This window comes from Streptomyces sp. NPDC085931 (genome assembly GCF_044540565.1).
Taxonomy (GTDB): Bacteria; Actinomycetota; Actinomycetes; order Streptomycetales; family Streptomycetaceae; genus Streptomyces.
On record NZ_JBITSK010000001.1, the window covers coordinates 218,356 to 236,506 of the forward strand.

An 18,151-nucleotide genomic window follows, 5' to 3' on the forward strand; every position below is an offset into this window, starting at 1 on the left:
CGGGGCCCGCTGCCCCGGGACCGGGTCAGTCCCGGGGCAGCAGCGGTCCGAGCGGCCCGAGGTCCAGGTTCAGGTCCTCCGGCCGCAGCCCGTAGCGGTCGCGCAGCTCGGCCATCCGCTCCTCCAGCAGCATGAGCGTGAGGCCGATGCGCTCCTCCTGGTCCTCGGTCAGGTCCCCCACGTCGAACCGGCGCAACGCCTGGCGCTCCATGAGCTGGCGCAGCAACTCGACCACCGTCAGCACGAGTTTGACGAGGTCGCGCTCGACGGTGTCGGGCTCCAGCTCCAGCCGCTTGCGCGGCGGGCGGGCGGGTTCACCGGGTTCCGGCAGGGGCTCGGGGGAGGTCACAGCAACTCCTCGAACGGTGAAGGCACCTGGGCGTTCACCGAACTGATCAGTGCGTTGAGGTCGATGCGGACGAGGTCGACGTCGGCGATCCGCAGCGTGATGTCCCCCGTGATGACGACACCGCCGGCCAGCAGTCGGTCGAGCAGGTCCACGAGGGCCACCTCACGGCGTTCCACTACGGTCACGGCTTCTCCCCGTCGCTCATGCGCCCTCCCCGGCGAACGAATAGGCGGCCCAGGGGCCGGTGAGTTCCACGCGCATCCCGGGGGCCTCGTCCTTGGTGCGGTCGACCAACTCCACGAACTCCTCGGAGTGCGCGCGCGGTACGAGATAGGCGGCGTTCAGCACGTTCCGCCCGGACACCTTGGACAGCGCCGGATTCTGCGGCGGATGCAGCCGGGAGTCCTCCGCGAACCCGGAGAGCCTCTCGTGCAGGCTGGTCGAGAACGCCTCGGCCTTCTGCCACATCTCCTCGTGCGACCTGGTCTGCATGCGCCGCTGGCGCAGGTAGTCCCGTCCCGAGGCGGGCTTCTGCGCGGGCCGGGCGCTCTCCTGCGATTCCGGCTCGGCGTAGACCTTGACGCCCCACTCGACCCGGCCCTCCAGCCGGTCGAGGGTGCGCAGGAAGTCCTCCTCGCGGGCCTCCATCATGGTCCGCACGCCGCTGTCGTCCAGGAAGACGGTGCCCAGCCGCAGCGGCAGCGGGGTCGTGACGGTGGTGAGCGCGTCGATCACGCCCTGGTGGGCGCGGGCGGTCCCGGTCAGCCAGTCCAGGTCCTCCAGATGGGCCCGGAGCGGCTCCTCGGCGAAGTCCTGCTCCGGTACGTGACTCACCACGGCCACCAGGCCGCGGTGAGTCAGCGCTCGGGGCGGATCACCCGCCACCCCCGTCAGCTGGGCCTGGAGCGGGGTACTGAAGGGGCGGCAGACGGCGTAGACGTACCGCAGTCCGGTCACGGTGCCTCCTTCTTCTCCGCGCGGCCGGGCTCCAGTTCCTCCAGCCGGGCCAGCCTCTCGCGCAACTCGGCGTTCTCACGGGCCAGTTCGTCGCGGCGGGCCCGCGAGCTGAGCGCCGGGTCGGTCTCCCACCAGTCGATGCCCATCTCCTTCGCCTTGTCCACGGAGGCCACGATCAGCCGCAGTTTGATCGTGAGGAGTTCGATGTCGAGCAGGTTGATCCGGATGTCGCCCGCGATCACGATGCCCTTGTCGAGCACACGTTCAAGGATGTCGGCGAGGTTCGCGCCGCTCCCCTGGCCGTAGGGTTCGGGCATCCTGCTGGGCGTCGTCATCGCCGGCTCCCCGCCTCGACGTCCTGGTCCCGGGCCTCCTCGGCCTCCTCGTCGTACTCCTCGTCCTCGTCGTACTCCGCCTCAGGCTCCTCCTCGTCCGCGGGCTCGGCCTCGTCGTCGTCAGCCTCGTCCTCGTCCTCGTACGCGCCCTCCGGCTCCCCGTCCTCCTCTTCCTCTTCCTCGTCCTCGTACTCACCCGCGGGCTCCTCGCCCTCGGGCTCCTCGTCCTCCAGGTCCTCGTCCTCCTGGTCCGCGTCCTCCTGGTCCTCGTCGCGGGGCTCCTGCTCCGAGCCCTCCTCCGACTCCGACTCTTCCTCGGCGAGGGCGTCCTCGTGACTGGTGACGACCTCGCCGTCGCGGATCTCACCGCGCCAGCCGTCCTCCGCCTCGCCCTTGATGGTGATGAAGCGGACGAAGTTCTTCAGGTCGAGCCGGGCGCGGCGGCCCTGGGCGCGCCAGATGTTGCCCGTCTTCTCGAAGAAGCCGGAGGGGTAGTACTCGATGACCAGCAGGACCCGGGTCAGGTTGTCGGTGAGCCGGTGGAAGGAGACGACGCCCTTGGTGGTGCCCTTGGCGCCCTCCGACGTCCACGCGATGCGGTCGTCGGGGATCTGCTCGGTCGTCTTCGCCTTCCAGCTGCGGTTGGACCACCAGATCTTCGCCTGCCAGTCGGAGTGGGTGTCGTCGTCGCGGCTCGCGCTCTTGACGCCCTTGGCGAAGGTGCTGAAGTCCTGGTACTGCGTCCACTGGTCGTAGGCGGTGCGCAGCGGCACACCGACGTCGATGTGCTCGATGATCACCGTGGGCTTGTTGCCGGAGCGGCCCTTGCCCTTCTTGCCGCCGCCCAGGTTCTTGAAGGCGCCGGTGACCTTGTCTTTCAGGGCCGAACCGCCCGTCTCCACCGCCGCCCGCAACGGGCTCTTGCCCTCGGCGAGCTTGCGGCCGCCGGACAGGGCGAGCTTGCCGAGGCCGGGGCTGTTGCCCTCGGCGATGTCGTTCAGCTTGCCGGTGGTCTCGCCGAGCTTGCGGCCCACGCCGGTCAGCATGCGCGTGGCCTGCGCGGCGAGGTACTCCTGCACCTCCGCCTTGAGCCGGTCGGCGGCCTCGCTGTGGGCCACGTCGGCGAGCGGGTTCTTCGACGCTCCGTTCGCGGCGGACTTCGCCGATCCGAGGGTGTCGGTCATTCCTCACCGCCTCCCTTCGGCTGCCGGGAGCGGCTGTCGCCGCCCCGGTTCGCCGTCTTTCTCGCGGCCGAGGTCTTCTTCGCCGCCGTCTTGCGAGCCGCCGCCGTCTTCTTGGCGGGGGCCTTCTTGGCCGGAGCCTTCTTCGCGGCCTTCTTCGCCGGAGCCTTCCGGGCGGGGGCTTCCTCCGCCTCCGGCTCCTCGTCGTCCTCCTCGGGTCCGGAATCCTCGGGCTCCTCGCCCTCGAACTCCTCGTCCTCGTCGTCGTAGGCGTCGTCGGCGGCGTCGGCCTCGTCGGCGTCCTTGTCGCGGCGGCCCGGGCCTCCGCCGGCCAGTTGCTCGCGCATCTGGGCGGTACGGCCGTGCAGCCGGTCGGCGAGCGCGTCGAGCCGGCGCTCGACCAGGGCGCCGGAGGCGGCCTTGCCGACCCCGCGCAGCTCGCCCCGCAGCTGATCGCCGATCTCCTTGAACTGCGGGTTGTTCTGCAGCTGTTGCTGGACCAGTTCCGCGACCATGCGCGGGCTCAGGTTCAGCTTCTTGCCGGCCACCAGTCCGCCGACGGCCACCGCCATCTTGAGCTTCTTGGTCCGTCCCAGGAGGTATCCGGCCCCCACGGCGAGACCCAGTCCCATTCGGTTCATCGTGTCGTCCCGTTACCTGTTCCCGCGCCTTGACGCGAAGCGGTCTCCAGCCGGTCGAGGAGTTCGTCCTCCTGTCGGTCGAACTCCTCCTCCGTGATCTCCCCGGCCTCCAGCTGCTCCTCCAGACGGGCCAGTTCGGCCCGGATCGTCGCGGGGTCGTAGTAGATCCGCTCGGCCTCCTGGACGACCTGCTTGATGGCCCAGGCGCTGCCGCGCACCGGTGCGAACGGCAGCAGCAGCACCTCAGAGATCAGGCCCACGTCGTCACCCCGCTCCAGTGTCCGTGCCACCCGCGGCGGTGCCCGCCGGCTCGGCCGGGCCGGGCTCGACGAAGCTGTAGGGCGGCAGCGGGCCGTTGACCCGAACCTCCAGGTGCGGCATGTCCTTGCGCACCTGCTCGACTGCGGCCAGGAAGGACTCGGCCGCCTCCCGGTCCACCAGGTACGACACGTTGGCCAGCCAGCCGGTGGACTCGGGGCCCACGCTGACGTCGTCGGCGGCACCCTCCAGGGCGCGCTGCAGGGCGGCGCCGTCCTCGGACTCCTTGGCCTTGACCGCGGCCGCGACCATCTCGCCGAGGCGGATCTTGTCGTCGTAACTGCCGCCGCCCGCCTGCCGGTTGGCCTCGGCGAGACTCCGGATGTCGGGGCTCTCGGCCATCACCCGGTGCAGGACGGCCTCTTCGACGTGGTTGGCCTTGATGTTGTACTCGACCCGGTTGTCCAGCGCCTGCAGCCGCTCCTTGTAGTGCTCGGCGCGCTCGGCGAGCACCGCCGTGATGGAGTGGTCGTCCGGGGCGACGCTGCCGAACCGCATGGGCAGCACGCAGCCGGCCGCGCCGGCCTCGCTGAGCACGTTCTGGTGGGCGAGCAGGTCCTTGCGCTTGGGCCGCAGCCCTTCGGGCGCCTCGCTGACGACGGCGGCGAGGTCACCCTCGCGCAGGATGCGCACCGGGCGGGGCGGGTCGCCGACGCCGCCCATGCCCTCCGGAAGCGCGGGGTGCGAACTCGCCGCGATGCCGTAGACGTAGGTGCTCACTCCTGCTCCTCCTTACGGCGGGCCGACGTCTTGCGCGCACGCGGCCGCGATTCGGTCTCACTCTCGCCCCGACCCTGCTTGAAGGCGTCGGAGATGGTCTCGGCGGCGCCGGACAGCGCGCCCTTGGACTTGCCGCGTGCGCCGGACTCGGTCATCTCACCGACCAGGTCGGGCAGGCCCGGGTCCTTGCGCGGCCCGGCCTCCAGGTCGAGCCGGTTGCACGCCTCGGCGAAGCGCAGATAGGTGTCGACGCTGGCGACGACGACGCGGACGTCGATCTTGAGGATCTCGATGCCGACCAGGGAGACCCGAACGAAGGCATCGATCACGAGCCCCCTGTCCAGAACAAGTTCGAGCACGTCGTAGAGACCGCTGCTGCCGCCTCCGCCGCCGGTCTGCTGTGCCGGTACGACAGTCATTCCGGGTGTTCCTCCTCGTCTGTGGGTACGGGTGGTCCGGTCGGGCGGCCTAGCGGCCGCCGGACCTGCGCGCGTCCGAACGACCGCGTTCGTAGCGGCGGACCCGCCGGTAGCCCGTGAGCTGCCCGTCCTGGTCGAGCTCCACCTGGTAGCTCGCCATCAGGCTCATCGTGTCGGGCACGCGCTCGAGTTCGAGGACCTCGACCTCCAGCGCCCAGCCGTCCTCCGTCTGCTCGAAGGAGGACACGGACTCGGCTTCCATGCCGGTCAGCTCCGCGAGCTGGCCGCGTGCCTGACGCAGCACCTCCATGGGGTTCGGCCGCTTCCGGGCCGTCTCGTTGCCGTTCGATGTACGCGAGTCCTGAGAGTCCTGTGACTCCTGTGAACTCTGTGAGTCCTGCGAATTTTTTGTGTTCGACATGGCCACCTCCCCCTCCGTGTGGCCGCAAGTGTGTTCGCCAAACCTCTCCGGGCGCGTGCATCTGCCACCCGTCCGCATCCGGGGCGGACGGGCTCAGCCGCGCAGGGCGTTCAGCCGCCGCCGGGCCGGCCCCAGCGCCCGGCCCCGGTCCAGCAGGCCCGACCAGGGGTTGGTGCGCGCCTGCTCGACCGCGTCGGCGACGGTCCAGCGGCGGGCGGTCAGTTCCGGGTCGTCCAGTTGCTCCCAGGTGATCGGGGTGGCCACGGGCGCGCCCGGCAGGGGGCGGACGGTGAAGGGCGCGACGGCGGTCTGCGCGTAGGCGTTGCGCTGGATGTCGAGGTACAGCCGCTCGCCGCGCTCCTTCTTGCGGGCGGCGGTGGTGAGCCGCTCGGGGTGGGCGCCGGCGAGGGTGTCGGCCACGTCCCGGGCGAAGGCGCGCACCTCGTCGAAGTCGTGCCGGCCGTTCAGCGGCACGACCACGTGCAGCCCGCGCGAGCCGGTGGTCATCGGCGCGGACGGCAGCTTCAGCTCGTCGAGCAGTTCCCCGAGCAGGCCGGCCGCCTCCCGGACGGCCTCGAAGTCGTCGCCCGCCGGATCGAGGTCGAAGACCATCCGGTCGGGGTGGTGCGGGTGGTCGGCGCGGGACAGCCAGCGGTGCAGGGTGATGCTCGCCTGGTCGACCAGGTAGAGCAGGGTGGCGGTGTCGTCGCACACGGCGTGCCGGACGGTGCCGCCCTCCTTGGCCAGCTCGACGCGCCTGATCCACTCCGGGTAGTGCTCCGGGGTGTTCTTCTGCATGAACCGGGGCCCCGCGATGCCGTCCGGGTGCCGTTCCAGCATCAGGGGCCGGCCGCGCAGGTGCGGCAGCATGAAGGGCGCGACGGCCCGGTGGTAGTCGACCAGGTCGCCCTTGGTGTACCCCCCGGCGTCGCCGCCGCTGCCGTCGCCTTCGCCCCGGCCCTCGCCGTCGCCGTCGCCGTCGCCGTCGCCGTCGCCGGGGAAGAGCACCTTGTCCGGCCGGTGCACCTCCACCGTGCGGCGGCCCGCCCGCACCCTGCGGGCGCCCTCACCGCCGCTCACGGCACGACCGCCTCCTCCACCAGCAGCCGTCCGGCCGCCGCGATCGACTCCGCGTCGATGCCGGCCGCGCGCAGCTGCTCGTCCGGGGACGCCGAGCCGGGCATGGTCCGTACGGCGAGCCGGACCAGGCGCGGCACGGGGCGGCCGTCGGTGAACGCGTCCAGGACGGCGTCGCCGATGCCGCCCTCCGGGTGGTGGTCCTCCACGGTCACCAGGCAGCCGGTCTCCTCGGCCGCCCGGCGCAGGGTGGCACGGTCGACGGGCTTGACCGAGTACAGGTCGATCACCCGCGCCCGGATGCCCTGCTCCTGGAGCGCGTCGGCGGCGGCCAGCGCCTCGTGCACCGTGACGCCCGCGGCGACCAGCGTCAGCCGGTCCTCGCCGGAGGAGCGCAGCACCTTGCTGCCGCCGACCGGGAAGTCCTCGTCCGGGCCGTAGATCACCGGGCTCTCGCCGCGGGAGGTGCGCAGGTAGCGGATGCCCTCCAGGCCGGCCATGGCGCCGACGAGCCGGGCGGTCTGGTTGGCGTCGCACGGGTACAGCACGGTCGCGCCATGCACCGCCCGCATCATCGCCAGGTCCTCCAGGCCCATCTGGCTGGGCCCGTCCTGGCCGATGGCGACACCGGCGTGCGAGCCGACGAGGTTGATGCCGGAACCGCTGACCGAGGCCATGCGGATGAAGTCGTACGCCCGGGTCAGGAAGGCCGCGAAGGTGGCCGCGTACGGCACCCAGCCGCGGGAGGCGAGCCCGACCGCCGAGGCGACCAGCTGCTGCTCGGCGATGTAGCACTCGAAGTAGCGGTCCGGGTGCTCCTTGGCGAAGGCCTCGGCGCGGGTGGAGTCGCCCACCTCGCCGTCCAGGGCGACGATGTCGCCGCGGCCGGTGCCGAGCGCGGCCAGCGCCTCGCCGAAGGCGTTGCGGGTGGCGACCTCCTCGCCCCGCTCCCAGCGCGGGAGCGTGATGTCCCCGGTGTGGACGGAGTGCAGCATGCGGGTGGCGGGCGGCTCCTGCACCCGGATCCGCAGGTCGCGCGGGCCGCCGAGCTCCGCGATCGCCTCGTCGGCGTCGGGCAGCGGCTTGCCGTGCAGGCCCTCGCGGTCCTGGACGCCCTCGACGCCCTTGCCCTTGAGGGTGCGGGCGAGGACCGCGGTGGGCTGGCCCTTGGTGGAGGCGGCCTCGCCGTAAGCGCGGTCGACGGCGTCCACGTCGTGGCCGTCCACCTCGATCGTGTGCCAGCCGAAGGCCTGGAAGCGGCGGGCGTAGGCGTCCAGGTCGTGGCCGTGCCGGGTCGGGCCGCGCTGGCCGAGCCGGTTGACGTCGACGATCACGGTCAGGTTGTCGAGGTGCTCGTGGCCGGCGTGCTCGGCCGCCTCCCACACGGATCCCTCGGCCAGTTCGCTGTCGCCGCACAGCACCCAGGTGCGGTAGTCGGCGCGGTCCAGGCGCTTGCCGGCCAGCGCGATGCCGACGCCGACGGGCAGGCCCTGCCCGAGCGAGCCGGTGGCCGTCTCGACCCACGGCAGGCGCTGCGGGGTGGGGTGCCCTTCGAGGCGGCTGCCCAGCTTGCGGAAGGTGAGCAGTTCCTCGTCGTCGATGGCGCCGGCCGCCTTGTACGCGGCGTACATCAGCGGTGAGGCGTGCCCCTTGGACAGCACGAAGCGGTCGTTGCCGGGGTGGGCCGGGCGGTCGAAGTCGTAGCGGAAGTGGTGGGCGAACAGCACGGCCATCAGGTCCGCGGCGGACATCGAGGACGTCGGATGCCCGGAGCCCGCCGCGGCGGCGGCGCGGACGCTGTCCACGCGCAACTGCTGTCCGAGGTCGGTGAGTTCACCGGTGTTCATGAGTCTCCTTTCGCGGAGTCGTCCGGGAGGTCGGTGCGCTTGACGGGGCCGGGGGAGGATCCCGGGGGCGGGCCGGGGGCCGGGGGCTCCTCGGCGGACCCGCCACCGGGCCGGCTCCTCGCCGGCTCGGTGCCCGCCGGTTCCGGCTGACCGGGCTGCGGCTCGCCGCCCGAACCGGCTGCCGGCGTCGCGTCGCGCGGGCGGCCCTTGGCCGTGTCCGACTCGGAGCGGCGCAGCACCGCGGAGCCGGAGCCCCGGTGGTCACCGGAAGTTCCGTCGTCCGGGCGTCCTTTCGCCGCGTCCGACTCGAACCGGCGCAGCTCCGCCGGCCCGGACCCCGGCCGCGGACCGGCCGGAGCGGGTCCGGGCCGCCCCTTCGCGGGCTCGTCACCGGCCCGGGCCCCGTCGGCACCCGTGCCGGTCCCTGCGTCCTGCGCGGCGGCCGCGATCGCCGCCCCCGGCCCCGGCCGCGCGCCCGCGTCCTGCCGCTGCCCGGGTCCGCCCGGCACCCGGGCGACCTCCGGGGACGACGTGTCCAGCGGCACGGACCAGGACCGTACGAGCCCCAACTGCACGGCCTGCCGCGGCAGTACCGCATCGAGCAGCCAGTCGGCGGCGACCCGCACGCGATTGCCCGGCATGGCGGCGAGGTGGTAGCCCCGGGTCACCGCACCCGCCGGTACGCCCGAGAGGGGCACGCCGAGCGGATTGGCGGCGGCCTTCGCCCCGCCCAGGTCGACGACGAAGCCCAGGTCGCGGTGGCGGTACGGCTTGCGCATCCCGCCGAGGCCCAGCGACGAGGCGACGTTCCCGGCGGCGACCTTGCCCTGCCGCCAGGCGTGCTGCGCGGTCATCGGCGTGTAGGCGCCCGGCTTCTCCAGATCGGGCACGGCGGCCACGTCACCGCAGGAGAACACCTCCGGCCGCCCCGGCACCTGCAGGTGCGGGTCGACGAGCAGCCGCCCCTTCTCCATCGGCAGCCCGAGGGACTCGACCAGCGGGTCGGGCCGTACGCCCACGCACCACACCAGGGTCCGCGTCTCGACGAACTCGCCGTCGGTCAGCACCACCCCGTCGTGCGTGGCCTCCTTGACGGAGGTGCCCATCCGCACGTCCACGCCCCGCTGCCGCAGCACCCGGTCGGCCGTGGCCGACAGCTTCCGGTCCATCTCGGGCAGCACGCGCGGCGCCACGTCCAGCAGGATCCAGCGCGGCCGCATGCCCCGCCGCAGCGGGTGCCTGCGGACCTGACCGTCGGTGAACAGCTGCCCGTGCGCCGCGACCTCGGTGCCGGTGTAGCCCGCGCCCACCACGACGAAGGTGCAGCGCGCGGCGCACGTCTTCGGGTCGTCGGCGGCGGCCGCGAGCTCCACCTGCCGGGTCACGTGGTCGCGCAGGTACAGCGCCTCGGGCAGCCCGCGGAACCCGTGCGCGTGCTCGGCGACGCCGGGGATCGGCAGCAGCTTGTTGACGCTGCCCGCGGTGAGCACCAGCCGGTCGTAGGCGAGGGTGCCCTCCTCGCCCTCGGGGCCCGTGTAGTGCAGGGCGCGCTCGTCCAGGTCGATCCGGTCGGCCTCGCCCAGCACCAGTCGTACGCCGCGCAGCGTGTCGGAGAGGGAGACCATGACCCGGCGCGGCTCCAGGATGCCCGCGGCGACCTGGGGCAGCAGGGGCAGGTAGAGGAAGTAGTCGGTCGGGTTCAGCAGGGTGATGCGGGCCCGGCCCCGGGTGATGCGGGACAGGGTGCGGGCCGTGCGGTAACCGGCGAAGCCGGCACCGACGACGAGGATGCGGGGTCGACTCACGGCTGACTCGCCTCCGGCGCTGTCGCGAACCTCGGGAGCCTTCCGCGTCCCCCTGGCCAGGGCACCCAAACGTCCGCCGGGGGGCGGCCCGGGCGGATGCCGCCGGTTTCCGGCCGCGCGCCCGGGTACCCGGTGCGGGACACGGACCGCCGACGTCGCGGAGGCACTCCCCCATGCCCGAGTACGGTTACTTCCTCTCGTGCGAGCAGTACGGACCCGCGGAGCTGGTCGAGCAGGCGCGCATGGCCGAGCAGGCCGGTTTCCAGTCGCTGTGGATCTCCGACCACTACCACCCGTGGAACGACGAGCAGGGCCAGAGCCCGTTCGTGTGGTCGGTGATCGGCGCCCTGTCCGAGGCGGTGTCCCTGCCGATCGAGACGGCGGTGACCTGCCCGACCGTGCGGATGCACCCGGCGGTGGTGGCGCAGGCCGCGGCGACCAGCGCGGTGATGACGAACAACCGGTTCCGGCTCGGCGTCGGCTCGGGCGAGGCCCTCAACGAGCACATCCTGGGCGACCACTGGCCGCCGGCGCACGTCCGCCTCGACATGCTGGAGGAGGCCATCCAGGTGATGCGCCGCCTGTTCACGGGCGAGGAGGTCAACCACCACGGCCCGCACTACACGGTGGAGAACGCCCGCCTGTACACGGTCCCGGACGAGCCGATCCCGATCGACATCTCCGGCTTCGGCCCGGCGGCGACCGCGCTCGCCTCCCGCGTCGGCGACGGCTACATCACGGTCGTGCCCGACGAGACGATGGTGGAGCAGTACCGCAAGGGCGGGGGCGGCGGAAAGCTGGTCAGCGGCGGCACCAAGGTCTGCTACGGCACCGACAAGGAGGAGGCCGTGCGCACCGTCCACCGGCTCTGGGCGAACGAGCAACTGCCCGGCGAGCTGGGCCAGGTGCTGCCCTCGCCCAAGCACTTCGAGCAGGCGCAGCAGCTGGTCACCGAGGACATGGTGCGCGAGAACCGGGTGTGCGGCGACGACGTGGACGAACACGTGGCGGAGCTGAAGCAGTTCGCCGACGCCGGCTTCGACCGGGTCTACGTCAACCAGATCGGCCCGGACATGCGCGGCTTCTTCGACTTCTACCGCACGAAGGTGCTGCCGCAGCTGCAGTGAGCGCGAAAACGGGAGGTGGCGCGGGACCGGGTCGCCTACAGTCGCCGGCATGTTGCTTCGTCTGCGTCTGCGTACCGCCCTGCCGGAGGCGATCCGGTCCGGTGACAAGGCCGCGGTGAGCGCTCTGCGCGGGGCGCTGGCCGCGCTGGACAACGCCGAGGCGGTTCCCGCGGACGAGCGCGCGCCGCGCGCCGGGGCGCTGGAGGCCTCGCCGGCCGGTGCCGGCGCCACGGAGGTGGCCCGGCGTGAACTCGCCGAGGACGAGGTGCTCGCCGTGGTGCGTGCCGAGGCCGACGAGAGGCTGGAGGCGGCGGCCCGGCTGACCGCCCCCGCGCACGCCGCCCGCGCCGAACGGCTCCGGGCGGAGGCCCGGGTACTGCTGGGCTTCCTCGGCGCCACGGACGAGCCCCTGCCCACCGCAGAGCCGCGCTGACCGCCCTCGACGACCGCCGAGCAGCACCGCGGCCGGACCGGCCCGGCGCCCGCGCCACCCGGCCGGGCGGACCTGGCAGAACGCTGCCGGACCGAGCAGGCCGGAGGCCCTGTGGAGCGATCCACAGGGCCTCCGGCCTGCTATGCCCTCGTATGCCCTCGGCGGGAATCGCCGCGCGGGCCCGGTCGCGCGTCAGCCCCGCTGGTGCGGGACGTCCGGGTCGCCGGCCGGCCGCGGGGGCACGGTGCCGGGGGCGGGCCCGGCGGGGCCGCCCGCGACGGGCGGGGCCGGCGGGACGGGCGGGACGGGCACGCCGCCGGCCCGGTGCGCTCCGCCGGGGCCCGGGACCGTGCCGGCCGCGTGCCCGCCACCGGGCCGGGAGGGCCTGGCCATGCCGCGCAGCAGGTAGGCCAGGGCGCCCAGGAGCACGGCGGTGATCAGCGCGGCGGTCCAGTCGGGCAGGACGAGGGCCAGGGCCAGTCCCACGGCGAGCGCGACCGCCGCGCCCGCGTACAGGGCGAGGGCGCCGGACGCGGCGTACAGCGCGGCCTTGCGCCGCTGCTTGCGCGTCTGCTCGCGCAGTTCGTCCCGTACGGTCTCGCGCGCCACCTGCGCCAGTTCGTCGACCAGGTGCTTGTCCAGATGCTCCAGGTGATCCAACGGCTTCATGCCCGGTCGGGTACCCTCGCCCCCCGGCCGGTAACTAGGCTCGTGGGCATGGAGATTCTGGGTGCCACACTGCGCGTCTGCGTCGACGACCTCGAGACGGCGATCCCCTTCTACGAGCGGCTGGCGGGCGGCAGCGCCCAGCGCTTCGAACGGGGCGGTGTCCAGGTGGCGGCGATCGGCTGCTTCCTGCTGATGAGCGGCCCGCCGGCCGAACTGGAGCTGCTGCGCAAGGTGGCGGCGACGATCGCCGTGACGGACGTGGAGGAGACCCACAAGGTGCTGACCGAGCTGGGGGCCCACGTCGTCGCGGGCCCGATCGCCTCACCGGCGGGCCGCAACCTGATCGCCCTGCACCCGGACGGCTCGGTCTACGAGTACGTGGACCGCCGGACCTGATCCCGGCCCGGTCCCCGCTCAGCGCCGCCGGGGACCGCCGACCATCTCGGTGGTGAGCGCCCAGCGCTCGTGGTCGCGCCAGGCCCCGTCGACGAAGAGCATGTCGGGCGAGAAACCCTCCAGGCGGAACCCGCAGGCGCGGGCCAGGGCGATCGACGCGGTGTTGCGGGGCTGGACGTTGATCTCCAGCCGGTGCAGCCGCAGGGGGCCGAAGGCGTACCCCACGACGAGGTCCAGCCCTTCGCGCATCAGCCCGCGTCCGGCGGCGTGCGCGAAGGCCCCGTAGCCGAGGGCCCCGGACCGGAAGCCGCCCTCGACGATGTTGTTGATGTTGATGAATCCGGCGAGGGCGCCGTCGTCCTTCTCGCAGACCAGGAAGCCGGCCTTGGTGGGGTCCTCGATCAGCCGGCCCGCGTAGGCGGTGTAGGCCTGGACGGTGAGGGGCGGGAAGAGCCAGGGGTGGTGCAGGTCCTTGCTCTCCCGGGCCCGCGCGGTGAACTCGGCGCCGTCCTCGAGGGTGAAGTGCCGTACGCCCACCCGGGGGCCTTCGGCGAGGTAGGGGGATGCGTTGTGGGGCACCCCGCCACAGTAACCCGCCCTCCGGTGACCTCCCCGGACCGGTGGCTCAGGAGCCGGCCGCGGGCAGCTGGAGCGTCCCGGTGCGGCCGGGCCCGCTGACGACGGTCACCGACTTGATCCCGCGGTTGCCGAAGTAGGCGTCGTCACTGGCCGCGATCACGAACCGCAGCCGGTGCCCGGTCTCGTAGCGGTGCACGATGCCGGGCAGGGTGACCGTGAAGGGCTTGGTCACGTCCGGCACCCGGACGGGCGCGACCAGGCGGCGCACCAGGGTGCGGGTGCCGTCGGGGGCGACGTCGTAGACCTTGGCGAACAGGACGAGCTTGTCGGCCGCGTCGCCCGAGTGCTGGACGCGTTCCGCCGCCGGGGAGACGACCTCGAGCGTGGCCCGGGGCGCGCCGACGACGTCGAGGGGCCGCCGCAGCGGGGCGCTGGTCCAGGCGAGGTGGGTGCCCCTGGTGTCGTGCGGCGGCGAGTCGGGCACCCCGAGGAGTCCGGCCAGGGAGCTCTCCGAATGGCTGGTGGGGATCACCCCGTTGGTGTAGGTGCGGCGGCCGGGTGCCACCTGGCCGCGGTGGCCGACGAGCCTGCCGTCGCCGGAGAGGTACAGGGTGCGGTTCAGGGCGGGCAGGCGGTCGGCGGTGGCGTAGGCGCGGTCCGGGTCGGTGACCCAGTCGCGGTAGTAGGCGAAGGCGGGCCCGGTGTCGGTGCCCGCCCGCTCGCGCAGGTACCGGTCGAACCAGGCGAGGACGCGCCGGCCGACGTAGCTGGTCTCCAGGTTGCCCTTCGACAGGTCGAGCTCGCCGGCGGCCGCGGGGCCGGTGATGCCGCCGCTGTGCCCCCAGGACTGCCAGATCATCTTCACGGGCGTGCCCTGCGCCTCGAGCGCCCGGTACGTGGCCGTCGCCTCGTTGAGGTTGAACAGGGTGTCGGCCTGCCCCTGCACCAGCAGCGTGGGCGCCTCGACGCGGTGCAGGTACGACGCCGGTGACACGCGGCGTGCGAAGGCGAGCAGCTCGGCGGTGCGGTCGGCCGGGTAGCGGCCGGAGTTGAGGGTGTGCACGGTCCGGCAGGCCTCGGTGACGAAGTGCAGGCAGGTCAGGGAGTTGATGCGGGACGGGTCGAGGCCCGGCTGGAGCAGCGGCTGCCCCTCGCCGATGAGGTAGAAGCCGTTGGTCCACTGCCATTTGAAGGCGCCCGGGACGCCGGTGGCGCCGACGGCGTTGTTCGGGTCGAGCGCGTACGCCAGGTCGTTCCAGGTGATCATGGGGACGAGCGCGTCGAGGCGGTGGTCGACGGCGGCCGTCGCCAGTTGCACGGCGCCGCCGTAGGAGCCGCCGATCATGCCGACCCGGGGGTCACCGGGGGCGTCGCGCGTGACGAAGTCGGCGGTGGTGCCGTCGTCGGCGGCGCGTTCACCGGCCAGGAAGTCGACGAGCTGTGCTGCGGCGGCGCCGTCGATGTCCGGGTCGTCGAGGGAGATGAGGCAGCCGCTGCGGCCGAAGCCGAGCCCCGAGTACACGAGCGAGACGTATCCGCGCTGGGCGAAGGCCTTGCCGATGGTGTCGGTCGAGCCGTCCGCCTTGCTGCCGCCGAAGCCGTTGGTGCCGAGCACGGCGGGCGCCGGGTGCTGGCGGTCCACGCCCTGCGGGCGGTACAGGTCGGCGTCGACCGTGCAGGTCCGGCCGCCCGCCCGGACGGTGAACGTCAGCGGGGTGACGGTGGGTGAGCCGGCCGCCGTCGCGGGCGGGGTGAGGGCGAGCGGGGCGGCCAGGGCCGCGCCCAGGGCGAGAGCGAGGGGCGGGCGGAATCTGGGCACGCGTCGGGACACACGGACCTCCACGGTGAGGGCGACGGCACCCGGCGAACCTGGATACCGACCAGTAGGTACTGGCCGGTAGTCATGGTGTGACACGTGTCAGGAGGCGTCAATCACCCCCACGGGGGTTTTCTTGACGACATGTCAGTGACCGGCCCGTTCAGCTCAGCGCCGGTTCGTCGAGCGTCAAGGTGCGCGCGCCGGCGTCGAGTTCGGCCGTGACGCCGAAGGGCACGGTCAGCGCGCCGTCGCCGTGCCCGAACCCGAACTCCTCCACGACCGGCACGCCGAGGCCGCCCAGCCGGTCGGCGAAGACCGCGCGCAGTTCCTCGTACGGTCCGCAGGCGGCCCAGGATCCCAGCAGGATCCCCGCGACCCCGTCCAGCCAGCCGGAGCGCAGCAGCTGGGTCAGACACCGGTCCAGGCGGTACGCGCTCTCGCCGACGTCCTCCATCAGCAGCAGCCCGCCCCGGGCACCGGCCGGGGCGTGCGGGGTACCGAGGTCGCTCGCGAGCAGGCTCAGGCAGCCGCCCAGGGTGACGCCCCGGGCCCGGCCGGGGACCAGCGCGGGGCGGCCCGGGGGAAGGGCCGTGAGGGTCCGCACGGACTCGGGATCGAAGAGGGTGGCCCGCAACTGCTCCTGGGCGCGGGCCTGTTTGAGGAAGTCGACGCCGGCGGCCGCGGGCCCGTACAGGGTGACCAGGCCCAGGCGGGTGGCGAAGGCCTGGTGCAGGACGGTGATGTCGCTGAACCCGGCGAACACCTTGGGGCCCGCCGCCCGCATCGCGTCCCAGTCGAGCAGGTCCACCATGCGCTGCGCGCCGTAGCCGCCCCGGGCGCACAGCACCGCGGAGACCGACGGATCGCACCAGGCGTTCTGCAGGTCGGCGGCCCGCTGCTCGTCCGTGCCGGACAGGTAGGCCAGCGTCCCGTGCCGGCCCAGTGCGTGGGGCGCCACGACCGGGTCCAGGTCCCAGCCGCGCAGGATGTCGAGCCCGGCCTGCAGCCGCTCCTCGGGCACCGGGCCGCTGGGGGCGACGACGGCCACGCGGGCGCCGGGGGTGAGCCGGGGCGGCCGGACGAGCGGTTTCACCGGGTGAGCTCCAGGGTGGGGACGCCGGGCGGGTCCAGCCGGAACACCTGGGCGTACAGGGAGAGTTCGGCCTCCAGGGCGGACACCATGGTCTCCGCCCTGCGGAACCCGTGCCCCTCCCCCTCGAAGGCGAGGTAGGCGTGCGGCACCCCCCGGCCCGCCAGCCGGGCCAGGAACCGCTCGCACTGGACGGGCGGGCAGATCACGTCGTCGAGGCCCTGCAGCAGCAGGAACGGCACGCGCAGGCGGTCGGCGTGGGCGGCGGGCGAGCGTTCGGCGTACCGCGCGGGCACCTCGGCGAGCGGGCCGATCAGGCTCTCCAGGTACAGCGACTCGAAGTCGTGGGTCTCCCCCGTGCCCCAGCCGGTCAGGTCGAGGATCGGATACTTGATGGTGCCGCAGGCGTAGACGTCGGTCGTGGTGAGCGAGGCGGCCGCGGTCCAGCCGCCCGCGCTGCCGCCCCGCACGGCGAGCCGGGCGCGGTCGGCGGTGCCCTCGCCGGCGAGGGCCAGGGCGACGGCGGCGCAGTCCTCGACGTCGACCACGCCCCACTGCTCGCGCAGCCGCTCGCGGTAGGCGCGGCCGTAGCCGGTGGAGCCGCCGTAGTTGACCTCGGCGACGCCGATGCCGCGCGAGGTGAAGTAGGCGATCTCCAGGTCGAGCACGAGGGGGGCCCGGCCGGTGGGCCCGCCGTGCGCCCACACGACGTACGGCGGCAGTTCGTCGCCGGGCGCGACGCAGGCGGGGTGGTGCGGCGGGTAGATGTGGGCGTGGATGTCGCGCCCGTCCGGGCCGGTGAAGGTGCGGATCTGCGGCTCGGGGTAGAAGGCGGGGTCGACGGCGTCGTCGTGCTCGGCGCCGATCACGCGCGCGTGGCCGGTGCGGGTGTCCAGTTCCACGACCTCGTAGGCGCTGCGCGGGCTGGCGCCCACGGCGACGACCCGTTCGCCGTGGGCCGCGAGGGTGGGCGCGAACTCGGTCCAGGGCCCGGCCGCGTCGACGACCTCGCCCGTCTCGGGGTCGAGGACGCCCAGGGCGGTGGCGCCCCGGCCGTGGACGACGGCGACGAGTCCGCTCGCCAGGGGCGTGAACCACCGGGAGCCCAGCTTCCACAAGGCGTCGGCGAACTCCTCCTCGCGCGGGCACACCGGCTGCCCGTCGCGGTACAGGTTCCACCAGCCGGTGCGGTCGCTCGCGTGCAGCAGGCGGTTGTCGTGCGTCCAGTCGGCCTGGGCGATCGCCTCCCCGGGCCCGCCGGCCACGGTACGGGCGCCGCGCAGGGTGCCGTCGTCGCCGACGTCGGCGAGGACCAGCTCGGTACCGTCCCAGGGCATGCGCGGGTGGTCCCAGGCGAGCCAGGCCGCCCGCCGCCCGTCGGGCGAGAGCTTCGGCCCGGTCACGAACCGGTGCCGGCCGTCGGTGAGTTCCCGCACGGCGCCCCGGTCCTGGGCGGCGGAGCCGTCCAGCGGTACGGCGGCCAGCACGCGGCGCACGTCGGTGGGCCCCTCTCCGGTGAACTCCTCCAGCACGCACCACACCTCGCCGTGTTCCGGCCGGAGCAGCGGCTCCGCCCAGCGCAGGCCGGCGCCCACCGGGGAGACGGGCGTGAGCGGGCTCGGTTCGCCGCCCGGCCGGCAGCGGTAGAGCCGCTGGTCGGCGAAGTTCACGAACACCACCAGCGGGCCGTCGTCGTCGCCCGGCAGGGCCGCCCAGGGGTGCCCGCCGTACTCGATGACCCGGCTGCGCACGTTCCACGGCGGGGGCAGCAGCGGCTCCTCCCGGCCGTCGGTGTGCCGCCGTACTAGGGTGCGCCGGCCTGCCTCGGCGGGGCGCGGCTCGGTCCACCACACCTCGTCACCCACGAAGCCCAGGTACTCCGGGTGCCCGTCGTGCGCGGCGGCCAGGGCCGCGTCGATGGGCGAGGGCCAGGCCCCGTACGCCAGCGTCCGCACCGTCTCCCCCACT

At 73.6% G+C, this 18,151-nt stretch carries 21 protein-coding genes; 3 read left to right on the forward strand and 18 right to left on the reverse strand.

Going from position 1 to position 18,151, the window contains the following annotated elements:
* Positions 1-25: 25 nt before the first annotated feature.
* From ACIGAN_RS00910 to ACIGAN_RS00970, 13 genes are all read right to left on the reverse strand, one after another.
* Complete coding sequence (locus ACIGAN_RS00910) at positions 26-349, reverse strand: gas vesicle protein K (RefSeq protein ID WP_365093819.1); 324 nt, start codon at positions 347-349, stop codon at positions 26-28.
* A complete protein-coding gene (locus ACIGAN_RS00915) occupies positions 346-534 on the reverse strand; it encodes a gas vesicle protein (RefSeq protein WP_003994122.1) in 189 nt (62 codons plus the stop codon). Before ACIGAN_RS00915 ends, ACIGAN_RS00910 begins: the two co-directional genes overlap by 4 nt.
* Before the next feature lie 16 nt (positions 535-550).
* The gene (locus tag ACIGAN_RS00920; RefSeq protein WP_399854330.1) at positions 551-1,306 is read right to left on the reverse strand and encodes a GvpL/GvpF family gas vesicle protein; all 756 of its coding nucleotides are present in this window, start codon (positions 1,304-1,306) and stop codon (positions 551-553) included.
* A complete protein-coding gene (locus ACIGAN_RS00925; RefSeq protein ID WP_309094210.1) occupies positions 1,303-1,641 on the reverse strand; it encodes a gas vesicle protein in 339 nt (112 codons plus the stop codon). Before ACIGAN_RS00925 ends, ACIGAN_RS00920 begins: the two co-directional genes overlap by 4 nt.
* Entirely contained in the window at positions 1,638-2,825 is a 1,188-nt protein-coding gene (locus ACIGAN_RS00930; protein ID WP_399854331.1) for an SRPBCC family protein, read from the reverse strand. Before ACIGAN_RS00930 ends, ACIGAN_RS00925 begins: the two co-directional genes overlap by 4 nt.
* Positions 2,822-3,463, reverse strand: coding sequence for a DNA primase (locus ACIGAN_RS00935; protein ID WP_399854332.1), 642 nt, complete (start codon positions 3,461-3,463; stop codon positions 2,822-2,824). Before ACIGAN_RS00935 ends, ACIGAN_RS00930 begins: the two co-directional genes overlap by 4 nt.
* Complete coding sequence (locus tag ACIGAN_RS00940) at positions 3,460-3,723, reverse strand: gas vesicle protein GvpG (RefSeq protein ID WP_365093812.1); 264 nt, start codon at positions 3,721-3,723, stop codon at positions 3,460-3,462. Before ACIGAN_RS00940 ends, ACIGAN_RS00935 begins: the two co-directional genes overlap by 4 nt.
* Before the next feature lie 4 nt (positions 3,724-3,727).
* Positions 3,728-4,501 (reverse strand): GvpL/GvpF family gas vesicle protein, encoded by a 774-nt coding sequence (locus tag ACIGAN_RS00945; protein WP_365093810.1) that lies wholly within the window; start codon positions 4,499-4,501, stop codon positions 3,728-3,730.
* The gene (locus ACIGAN_RS00950; protein ID WP_362282388.1) at positions 4,498-4,920 is read right to left on the reverse strand and encodes a gas vesicle structural protein GvpA; all 423 of its coding nucleotides are present in this window, start codon (positions 4,918-4,920) and stop codon (positions 4,498-4,500) included. Before ACIGAN_RS00950 ends, ACIGAN_RS00945 begins: the two co-directional genes overlap by 4 nt.
* Positions 4,921-4,969: 49 nt before the next feature.
* Positions 4,970-5,341 carry a gas vesicle protein GvpO gene (locus tag ACIGAN_RS00955; protein WP_399854333.1) on the reverse strand — a complete coding sequence of 124 codons (372 nt, stop codon included), beginning with the start codon at positions 5,339-5,341 and terminating at the stop codon, positions 4,970-4,972.
* Between the two features lie 93 nt (positions 5,342-5,434).
* On the reverse strand, positions 5,435-6,421 hold the full coding sequence (ligD, locus tag ACIGAN_RS00960; protein WP_399854334.1) for a non-homologous end-joining DNA ligase: 987 nt from the start codon (positions 6,419-6,421) through the stop codon (positions 5,435-5,437).
* Complete coding sequence (locus tag ACIGAN_RS00965) at positions 6,418-8,265, reverse strand: transketolase (RefSeq protein WP_399854335.1); 1,848 nt, start codon at positions 8,263-8,265, stop codon at positions 6,418-6,420. The genes ligD and ACIGAN_RS00965 overlap by 4 nt, the downstream gene beginning before the upstream one ends.
* Positions 8,262-10,070, reverse strand: a complete 1,809-nt coding sequence (locus ACIGAN_RS00970) for an FAD-dependent oxidoreductase (RefSeq protein ID WP_399854336.1) — start codon at positions 10,068-10,070, stop codon at positions 8,262-8,264. The genes ACIGAN_RS00965 and ACIGAN_RS00970 overlap by 4 nt, the downstream gene beginning before the upstream one ends.
* Before the next feature lie 173 nt (positions 10,071-10,243).
* Between ACIGAN_RS00970 and ACIGAN_RS00975 the strand changes: the two genes are divergently transcribed.
* Positions 10,244-11,197 carry an LLM class F420-dependent oxidoreductase gene (locus ACIGAN_RS00975; RefSeq protein WP_399854337.1) on the forward strand — a complete coding sequence of 318 codons (954 nt, stop codon included), beginning with the start codon at positions 10,244-10,246 and terminating at the stop codon, positions 11,195-11,197.
* 49 nt (positions 11,198-11,246) lie between these two features.
* Complete coding sequence (locus ACIGAN_RS00980) at positions 11,247-11,630, forward strand: hypothetical protein (RefSeq protein WP_399854338.1); 384 nt, start codon at positions 11,247-11,249, stop codon at positions 11,628-11,630.
* A 192-nt stretch (positions 11,631-11,822) separates the two neighbouring features.
* On the opposite strand, the gene ACIGAN_RS00985 is transcribed toward ACIGAN_RS00980, so the two are convergent.
* Positions 11,823-12,299 (reverse strand): phage holin family protein, encoded by a 477-nt coding sequence (locus ACIGAN_RS00985; protein WP_399854339.1) that lies wholly within the window; start codon positions 12,297-12,299, stop codon positions 11,823-11,825.
* A gap of 48 nt (positions 12,300-12,347) precedes the next feature.
* On the opposite strand from ACIGAN_RS00985, the gene ACIGAN_RS00990 reads away from it, so the two are divergent.
* Complete coding sequence (locus ACIGAN_RS00990; protein WP_365739593.1) at positions 12,348-12,695, forward strand: VOC family protein; 348 nt, start codon at positions 12,348-12,350, stop codon at positions 12,693-12,695.
* A gap of 18 nt (positions 12,696-12,713) precedes the next feature.
* Here ACIGAN_RS00990 and ACIGAN_RS00995 read toward each other — a convergent pair whose 3' ends face one another.
* From ACIGAN_RS00995 to ACIGAN_RS01010, 4 genes are all read right to left on the reverse strand, one after another.
* Positions 12,714-13,274, reverse strand: coding sequence for a GNAT family N-acetyltransferase (locus ACIGAN_RS00995; protein WP_399854340.1), 561 nt, complete (start codon positions 13,272-13,274; stop codon positions 12,714-12,716).
* 46 nt (positions 13,275-13,320) lie between these two features.
* Complete coding sequence (locus ACIGAN_RS01000; protein ID WP_399854341.1) at positions 13,321-15,105, reverse strand: CocE/NonD family hydrolase; 1,785 nt, start codon at positions 15,103-15,105, stop codon at positions 13,321-13,323.
* Positions 15,106-15,253: 148 nt separating this feature from the next.
* Positions 15,254-16,186 carry an LD-carboxypeptidase gene (locus tag ACIGAN_RS01005; RefSeq protein ID WP_399854342.1) on the reverse strand — a complete coding sequence of 311 codons (933 nt, stop codon included), beginning with the start codon at positions 16,184-16,186 and terminating at the stop codon, positions 15,254-15,256.
* The gene (locus ACIGAN_RS01010) at positions 16,183-18,150 is read right to left on the reverse strand and encodes a S9 family peptidase (RefSeq protein WP_399854343.1); all 1,968 of its coding nucleotides are present in this window, start codon (positions 18,148-18,150) and stop codon (positions 16,183-16,185) included. The genes ACIGAN_RS01005 and ACIGAN_RS01010 overlap by 4 nt, the downstream gene beginning before the upstream one ends.
* Position 18,151: the final 1 nt, after the last annotated feature.

Bases quoted from the DNA above. Each gene is read 5' to 3' on its own strand.
- ACIGAN_RS00955 (WP_399854333.1), bottom strand. From the start codon at position 5,341: ATGTCGAACACAAAAAATTCGCAGGACTCACAGAGTTCACAGGAGTCA.
- ACIGAN_RS00980 (WP_399854338.1), top strand. From the start codon at position 11,247: ATGTTGCTTCGTCTGCGTCTGCGTACCGCCCTGCCGGAGGCGATCCGG.
- ACIGAN_RS00965 (WP_399854335.1), bottom strand. From the start codon at position 8,265: ATGAACACCGGTGAACTCACCGACCTCGGACAGCAGTTGCGCGTGGAC.
- ACIGAN_RS00975 (WP_399854337.1), top strand. From the start codon at position 10,244: ATGCCCGAGTACGGTTACTTCCTCTCGTGCGAGCAGTACGGACCCGCG.
- ACIGAN_RS00925 (WP_309094210.1), bottom strand. From the start codon at position 1,641: ATGACGACGCCCAGCAGGATGCCCGAACCCTACGGCCAGGGGAGCGGC.
- ACIGAN_RS00990 (WP_365739593.1), top strand. From the start codon at position 12,348: ATGGAGATTCTGGGTGCCACACTGCGCGTCTGCGTCGACGACCTCGAG.
- ACIGAN_RS00930 (WP_399854331.1), bottom strand. From the start codon at position 2,825: ATGACCGACACCCTCGGATCGGCGAAGTCCGCCGCGAACGGAGCGTCG.
- ACIGAN_RS00950 (WP_362282388.1), bottom strand. From the start codon at position 4,920: ATGACTGTCGTACCGGCACAGCAGACCGGCGGCGGAGGCGGCAGCAGC.
- ACIGAN_RS00985 (WP_399854339.1), bottom strand. From the start codon at position 12,299: ATGAAGCCGTTGGATCACCTGGAGCATCTGGACAAGCACCTGGTCGAC.
- ACIGAN_RS00935 (WP_399854332.1), bottom strand. From the start codon at position 3,463: ATGAACCGAATGGGACTGGGTCTCGCCGTGGGGGCCGGATACCTCCTG.